Origin of the sequence: Micromonospora sp. M51 (assembly GCF_018070305.1) — a bacterium.
In the GTDB taxonomy this organism is placed as follows: Bacteria; Actinomycetota; Actinomycetes; order Mycobacteriales; family Micromonosporaceae; genus Micromonospora; species Micromonospora parva.
The window spans coordinates 1-6,306 of the sequence record NZ_JAGPXZ010000341.1; the positions used below are offsets into that span (position 1 = coordinate 1).

General features: G+C 73.5%; 6 protein-coding genes. 4 read left to right on the forward strand and 2 right to left on the reverse strand.

All coding sequences use genetic code 11. The features are described from left to right. Nucleotides 1-60: 60 nt before the first annotated feature. Complete coding sequence (locus tag KBX53_RS18665) at nt 61-1,476, reverse strand: MFS transporter (RefSeq protein ID WP_210860661.1); 1,416 nt, start codon at nt 1,474-1,476, stop codon at nt 61-63. 168 nt (nt 1,477-1,644) lie between these two features. Here KBX53_RS18665 and KBX53_RS18670 point away from each other — a divergent pair, with 168 nt between their 5' ends. Beyond that, nucleotides 1,645-2,208, forward strand: coding sequence for a SigE family RNA polymerase sigma factor (locus KBX53_RS18670; protein ID WP_309140806.1), 564 nt, complete (start codon nt 1,645-1,647; stop codon nt 2,206-2,208). Further along, on the forward strand, nt 2,201-3,415 hold the full coding sequence (locus tag KBX53_RS18675; protein ID WP_210860662.1) for a hypothetical protein: 1,215 nt from the start codon (nt 2,201-2,203) through the stop codon (nt 3,413-3,415). The genes KBX53_RS18670 and KBX53_RS18675 overlap by 8 nt, the downstream gene beginning before the upstream one ends. 87 nt (nt 3,416-3,502) lie before the next feature. Here the strand turns inward: KBX53_RS18675 and KBX53_RS18680 are convergent, their stop codons facing one another. Then, on the reverse strand, nt 3,503-3,817 hold the full coding sequence (locus KBX53_RS18680) for an MGMT family protein (RefSeq protein WP_030329806.1): 315 nt from the start codon (nt 3,815-3,817) through the stop codon (nt 3,503-3,505). Nucleotides 3,818-3,830: 13 nt separating this feature from the next. Between KBX53_RS18680 and proB the strand changes: the two genes are divergently transcribed. Together proB and KBX53_RS18690 are read left to right on the forward strand one after the other, a co-directional pair. Next, nucleotides 3,831-4,988, forward strand: a complete 1,158-nt coding sequence (gene proB, locus KBX53_RS18685) for a glutamate 5-kinase (protein WP_210860664.1) — start codon at nt 3,831-3,833, stop codon at nt 4,986-4,988. A 33-nt stretch (nt 4,989-5,021) separates the two neighbouring features. Further along, nucleotides 5,022-6,263 carry a glutamate-5-semialdehyde dehydrogenase gene (locus KBX53_RS18690; RefSeq protein ID WP_210860666.1) on the forward strand — a complete coding sequence of 414 codons (1,242 nt, stop codon included), beginning with the start codon at nt 5,022-5,024 and terminating at the stop codon, nt 6,261-6,263. Nucleotides 6,264-6,306: the final 43 nt, after the last annotated feature.

The following is a 6,306-nucleotide window of genomic DNA, read 5'->3' on the forward strand; positions in this document are numbered from 1 at the left end:
CGACCTCGGCGGGTACCCCGGTGGCGGAGAGCGCCCCGGCCTCAACCCTGTTCTCGTCGATCATGGAGTCATGGTGCCCTTCTGGTGACGGTCAACGGCCTTGTCGCCCAGCCCAACTCCATGATCGACCAGGTCGCTGTGGGCGGTGAGGGTGTACTGGCGGAGCAGGAGGACCGGCGGGGCGATCAGCAGGGCCGGGATCAGCGTGAAGCCGAGCAGGACGCCCAGCCTCGCCGTGTCGGACTGGGCGGCCGCCGAGCCGGTGTCGGAGGACACGTAGCCGGACAGTTGCAGCACCAGTCCGTAGATGCCGGGGCCGAGCGCCAGGCCGAAGGTCTCCCCGGCGGTCCACAGCCCGGTGAAGACGCCCGCCTGTCGTCGACCGGTGCGCGCCGTCTCGTGGGCGATGCAGTCCGGCAACATCGCCAGCGCGAAGACCTGCTGGCCGGCGTACCCCACGCCGATCAGCGCGACCACCGGATAGACGGCGACCGGCGGCAGCACCGGCGCGGCGACCAGTGTGAACGCGCCGACGGCGAGGATCAGCGAGGCGACGACCAGCGCGGTCCGTTTGCCCAGCCGGGCACCGACCCGGGTCCAGATCGGCATCACCAGCAGCGCCGGCCCGACGAAACAGACGAACAGCAGGGTCGGCCCGCTCTTGTCGTCGCGCAGGATCTGCCCGGCGAAGTAGTTGACCCCGGCCAGGATCGTCGCCACCCCGGCGGACTGCACCACGAAGCAGATCAGCAGCGCCCGGAACGGGCGGTTGGCACCGGCCACGGCGAGTTGGGCGCGCAGGGTCGGCTCGCTCTCCCCCACCGTGCCGGTGGGTGCGGACCGGGTGCCCAGGAACGCGCCGAGGGCGCCGAGGGCGATCAGCGCCGCCACGAACAGGCCCATCCAGCGGTGCCCGGCGACGCCGTCGCCGCCGGCGCCCACCACCAGCGGCGCGACCGCGCCGGAGACCAGGATGGCCAGTGCCAGCACCGCGATCCGCCAGGTCATCAACCGGGTGCGCTCGGCGTAGTCGTCGGTCAGCTCCGCCGGCATCGCCACGTACGGCACCTGGAAGAAGGCGAACGCGGTGGCGGTGGCGAGGAAGGCGAACGCCACGTACGCCGCGGCGGCCGAGCCGTTACCGAAGGGCGCGGCGAAGATCGACGCGAACAGGACGGCGAGCGCGAGGCCGGCGACGAGCAGGTACGGGCGGCGGGCGCCCCACCGCGACCGGGTGCGGTCGGAGATCCGCCCGGCGACCGGGTTGACCAGCACGTCCCAGGCCTTGGGCAGCAGCACCAGCAGGGCGGCCAGCCCGGCGGCCACGCCCAGGGTGTCGGTCAGGTACGGCAGCAGCAACAGACCGGGCACGGTGCCGAACGCGCCGGTGGCCAGCGAACCGAGCGCGTAGCCGGCGTGCACCGAGCGGGGCAGCGAGCCGCTGGCTGACGAGCCGGCGCCCGGCGGCGTTTTCATGGGGCTGAATGTTACTCACGTTATTTGGAGGCCTGACCAACCTGCCGGCCCTGGTGCGCACAGCCGAACAGTCAGGTTGGCGGCAGCACGGGCCCGCAACCGCCGTCACTGTTTCGGAGTGTTACCGGTGCCCAGGGCGGACCAGCCCGGCGGTGACGGGGAGGGACAGTGGCAGCAACGATGGGAGCCCGGGCCAATGAGCCACCGGCGGCCTGGACAGCCGATGCGGCGGTCGCGGCGACGATCACCTTCGACGACTTCTACCACGCACACTTCGGCAGCGTGACCGCGCAACTCAGTGCGTACACCGGGGATCTGGGGCACGCGCAGGACCTGGCCCAGGAGGCGTTCTGCCGAGCGCTGGCCCGCTGGGACCGCCTGGTCCGGTACGACGACCCGGTGGCCTGGGTCCGGCAGGTCGCCTGGAACCTGGCCCGCAGCCGATGGCGACGCCTGCGTACCGCCCGCAACCACCTGCTGCGGCAGCGCCGCGCCGAGGCGGAGGTGGCCGGCCCGAACCCCGACCGGGTGGCGATCGACACGGCGCTGGCGCAGCTGCCCGCCAACCACCGCCGAGCGGTCATCCTGCACTACCTGGCCGACCTCCCGGTCAGCCAGATCGCCGCCCAGGAAGGGGTGGCCGAGGGCACCGTGAAGTCCTGGTTGCACCGTGGCCGGACCGCCCTGGCCGGGCTGCTCGACGAGAACACCGAGGGGGTGTGCGATGTCTGACCTCGACCCGCGACTGCGCGAGCGGTTCACCGCGTACCGCAACGACGTGGTCACCCACGTCACCGGCCCCGGCCCCGACCAGGCCCGGCACGTCCTGCGCCGACGCCGACGGATGACGGCGGCGGCGGTGGCCGCGGCGGCGGTCGTCCTGGTGGTGGCCCCCGTCGTCGCCAACGCCGCACTCCGCGACGCCCAGAACACGCCGGTGCCGGCGGAATCGGTCCAACCCACCACCACCCCGTCGACCTCGGCACCGCCGACGCCACCGCCGACCGGCTCGGCGACGCCGAGCGCCGAAGCCCCGGCCGGCCCGGACGGGCGGATCAGCCGGGCCCAGCTGCTCGCGGCCCGGATCGACCTGCCGAGCTGGCCGTCGGACCTCGCGGCGGGCGGCTGCGCCACCTCGAACGTGCGGCTGCGGACCGACACGACGAAGGCCTACGTGTCGACGCTGACCGACGACGCGTTCGAGCACGGTGACCTCGATGGTGACGGGGCGGACGAAACCGTCGCCATCGTCGCCTGCCGGTACGGCGAGGCGTCGGCCAAGCAGGTGGTGGCCTTCAACCGGGACCGGGAGGGTCGGATCGTGACGGTGGGCCGGGTGGTCCGGACCGGTGACGGGTTCGACGACATTCTCGGCATGGAGACCACCCCGGCCGGGTCGGTCGAGGTGCGGGTGGCCGACATCGTGCCGTGCTGCGGCACCCCCGAGTACCTGCGGCGCGATCAGGTACGGACGTACCGGTGGAACGGGCAGCGGTTCAGCCAGACGAACGGCCCCACGACGTTCGGCAGGGACCCCCGGCTCACCGATCTACGGGTGACCATGACCCACCAGCTCGAAGACGGTGCGGGAGCGGACAGTCGACGCCGACTCACCCTGGTCTTCACCGTCACCAACGCCGGGCCGGTCGACGCGGCCCAGGTCGCGTTCCACTCCCTTGAGGGCGGCGAACGGGCCGGCGGGGACTGGTCCCGCTGCGACCCGAACCCCAAGCCGTCGGCCGATCAACCGTCGTGCCTGCTCCCCGGGGTGCCGGCCGGTGAATCGCGCCGCTACACGTTCGTGCTTCTGGTGCCCGGCCAGCCGGCGCCCGACGCGATCGTCCGCAGGTTCCTCGTCGTCCACTGCGACGCCGCGGACCGCCAGTGGCCCGACCTGAAACGCAACGACAACGAGGTGCGGTCCCCACTGCCACTCTGAACGCCAGCACCGTGCCCCGTCCCCGCCCGGGGCGGGGCACCGTCGGTGTGGCAGGCCCCGGCCGTCACCGGTCACCCCCGCAGATGATCACAACTCCTCCTCCGGCGACCAGGCCGCCGCCGCGACGTCCACCCCCTCGCCCCGCAGCGGCACCCCCTCCGCGCGCAGTCGGGCCCGCGCCTCCCGCTCGTGCCCCGGCGGCAGTCGACCACTCGCTGTCACCACCCGGTGCCAGGGCACCGAGCCGCCGTGCCGGGCCATGATGTTGCCGACCAACCGGGCGGAGGCACGCCCCGAGCGTTCGGAGAGCGCGTCGGCCACCCCGCCGTAGGACATGACCCGGCCCTCCGGGATCCGCTCGACCAGGTCGAGCACCGCCTCGACGTACTCGTCAGGAGTCACAATCCGCCACCATATGGGAACGCCGCCGGGCGGCGCGTCCGTGACCACGCAGAATGGTCGGGTGCGCGACGCAGTCACGACGGCCCGGCGGGTCGTTGTCAAGATCGGATCCTCCTCGTTGACCACCGCGACCGGCGGGTTGGCCGACGAGCGCGTCGACACGCTGGTCGACACCCTCGGTCGGCTCACCGCCGAAGGGCGCGAGGTGGTGCTGGTGTCCTCCGGCGCCATCGCCGCCGGGCTCGCCCCGCTCGGGCTGTCCCGACGCCCGCGCGACCTGGCCACCCAGCAGGCCGCCGCCAGCGTCGGGCAGGGGTTGCTGATCGGTCGGTACGCGGCCAGCTTCGCCCGGCACGGCCGCACCGTCGGGCAGGTGCTGCTCACCGTCGACGACGTGACCCGGCGAGCGCACTACCGCAACGCGTACCGGACGCTGCGCAAGCTGCTCGACCTGCGGGCGGTGCCGATCGTCAACGAGAACGACACGGTGGCCACCCAGGAGATCCGCTTCGGCGACAACGACCGGCTGGCCGCCCTGGTGGCCGCGCTGGTCCACGCCGACCTGCTGGTGCTCCTCTCCGACGTGGACGCGCTCTGGACCGGCGACCCCACCAGACCCGACTCGACCCGGATCGCCGAGGTGCGCGACGACACGGACCTGGCCGGCATCACCATCGGCGGGGCCGGCCGGTCCGGCGTCGGCACCGGCGGCATGGTGACCAAGGTCGAGGCGGCCCGGATCGCGACGGGCTTCGGCATCCCGGTGGTGCTCACCGCCGCCGACCTGGCCGCACCGGCGCTGGCCGGCGAACCGGTCGGCACGCTCTTCCACCCGCAGCAGCGGCGCCCGACGGCCCGGCTGTTCTGGCTGGCCCACGCCACCTCGCCCCGGGGGCGGCTGCACCTCGACCCCGGCGCTGTCGCCGCCGTCGTCGGGCGGCGCAAGTCGCTGCTGCCGGCCGGCATCACCGCCGTGGACGGCACGTTCACGGCCGGCGACCCGGTGGACCTGGTGGACACCGCCGGCGCGTCGGTCGCCCGCGGGCTGGTCAACTACGACGCTGTGGAGTTGCCCGGGCTGCTCGGCCGCTCCACGTCCGAACTCGCCGCGGCGCTCGGCCCGGCGTACGAACGAGAGGTCGTCCACCGCGACGACCTGGTGCTGCTGTGAGCAGACCTTCCCACCTTCACGAGGAGTGCTGGCATGAGCGTGGTTGAGCAGGCGCGACGGGCCCGGTTGGCGGCGGAGACGCTGGCCGTGGCCACGCGTACGGTCAAGGACGCCGCGCTGGTGGCGATGGCCGACGCGCTGGTGGCGCGTACCCCGGAGATCCTGACCGCGAACGAGACGGACCTGGCTGCCGGCCGCGAGGCCGGGCTGAGCGCGGCCGTGCTGGACCGGCTCGCGCTCGACGCGGGTCGGGTGGCCGGCATCGCCGACGCGCTGCGCGAGATGGCCGCGTTGCCCGACCCGGTGGGCGAGGTGGTCCGCGGGTCCACCCTGCCCAACGGCCTGGAGTTGCGCCAGATCCGGGTGCCCTTCGGGGTGGTCGGCATCATCTACGAGGCACGACCGAACGTGACGGTGGACGCCGCCGGGATCTGCCTCAAGTCCGGCAACGCGGCGCTGCTGCGCGGGTCGTCGTCCGCCGCACACTCGAACGCCGCGCTGGTCGCGGTGCTGCGCGACGCGGTCGCCGGGGCCGGCCTGCCCGCCGACGCGGTGCAGCTGCTCGACGCCAGCTCCCGTGATTCGGTAAAGGAGCTGATGCGCGCCCGGGGCCTCGTCGACGTGCTCATTCCGCGCGGTGGCGCGTCGCTGATCCGCACCGTGGTCGAGGAGTCGACGGTGCCGGTGATCGAGACCGGGGTGGGCAACTGCCACGTCTACGTCGATGCCGCCGCCGACGTGGCGAAGGCCGTCGCGGTGACGCTGAACGCCAAGACGCAGCGCCTCTCCACCTGCAACACGGCCGAGTCGCTGCTGGTGCACGCGGGCATCGCCGACGCGTTCCTGCCCCCGGTGCTGGCCGCGTTCGCCGAGGCGGGGGTGACAGTGCACGGCTCCCCCGAGGTGGCCGCGTACTCCGCCGCCGTGGTCCCGGCGACCGACGAGGACTTCGCCACCGAGTACCTGTCCGCCGACATCTCCGTGGCGGTGGTCGACTCGCTGGACGCGGCGGTCGCGCACATCCGCCGCTTCGGCACCGGGCACACCGAGGCGATCCTCACCGACTCGGCGAGCGCGGCCCGCGGCTTCGTCGCCCGGGTGGACGCGGCGGCGGTGATGGTGAACGCGTCGACCCGGTTCACCGACGGAGGCGAGTTCGGCTTCGGCGCGGAGATCGGCATCTCCACCCAGAAGCTGCACGCGCGCGGCCCGATGGGCCTGCCCGAGCTGACCAGCACCAAGTACGTCGTCACCGGCGACGGGCACCTGCGCTAACGGCAGCCGCTGCTAGCCGGGCGGCGCGGGGCGGGCCGCCATC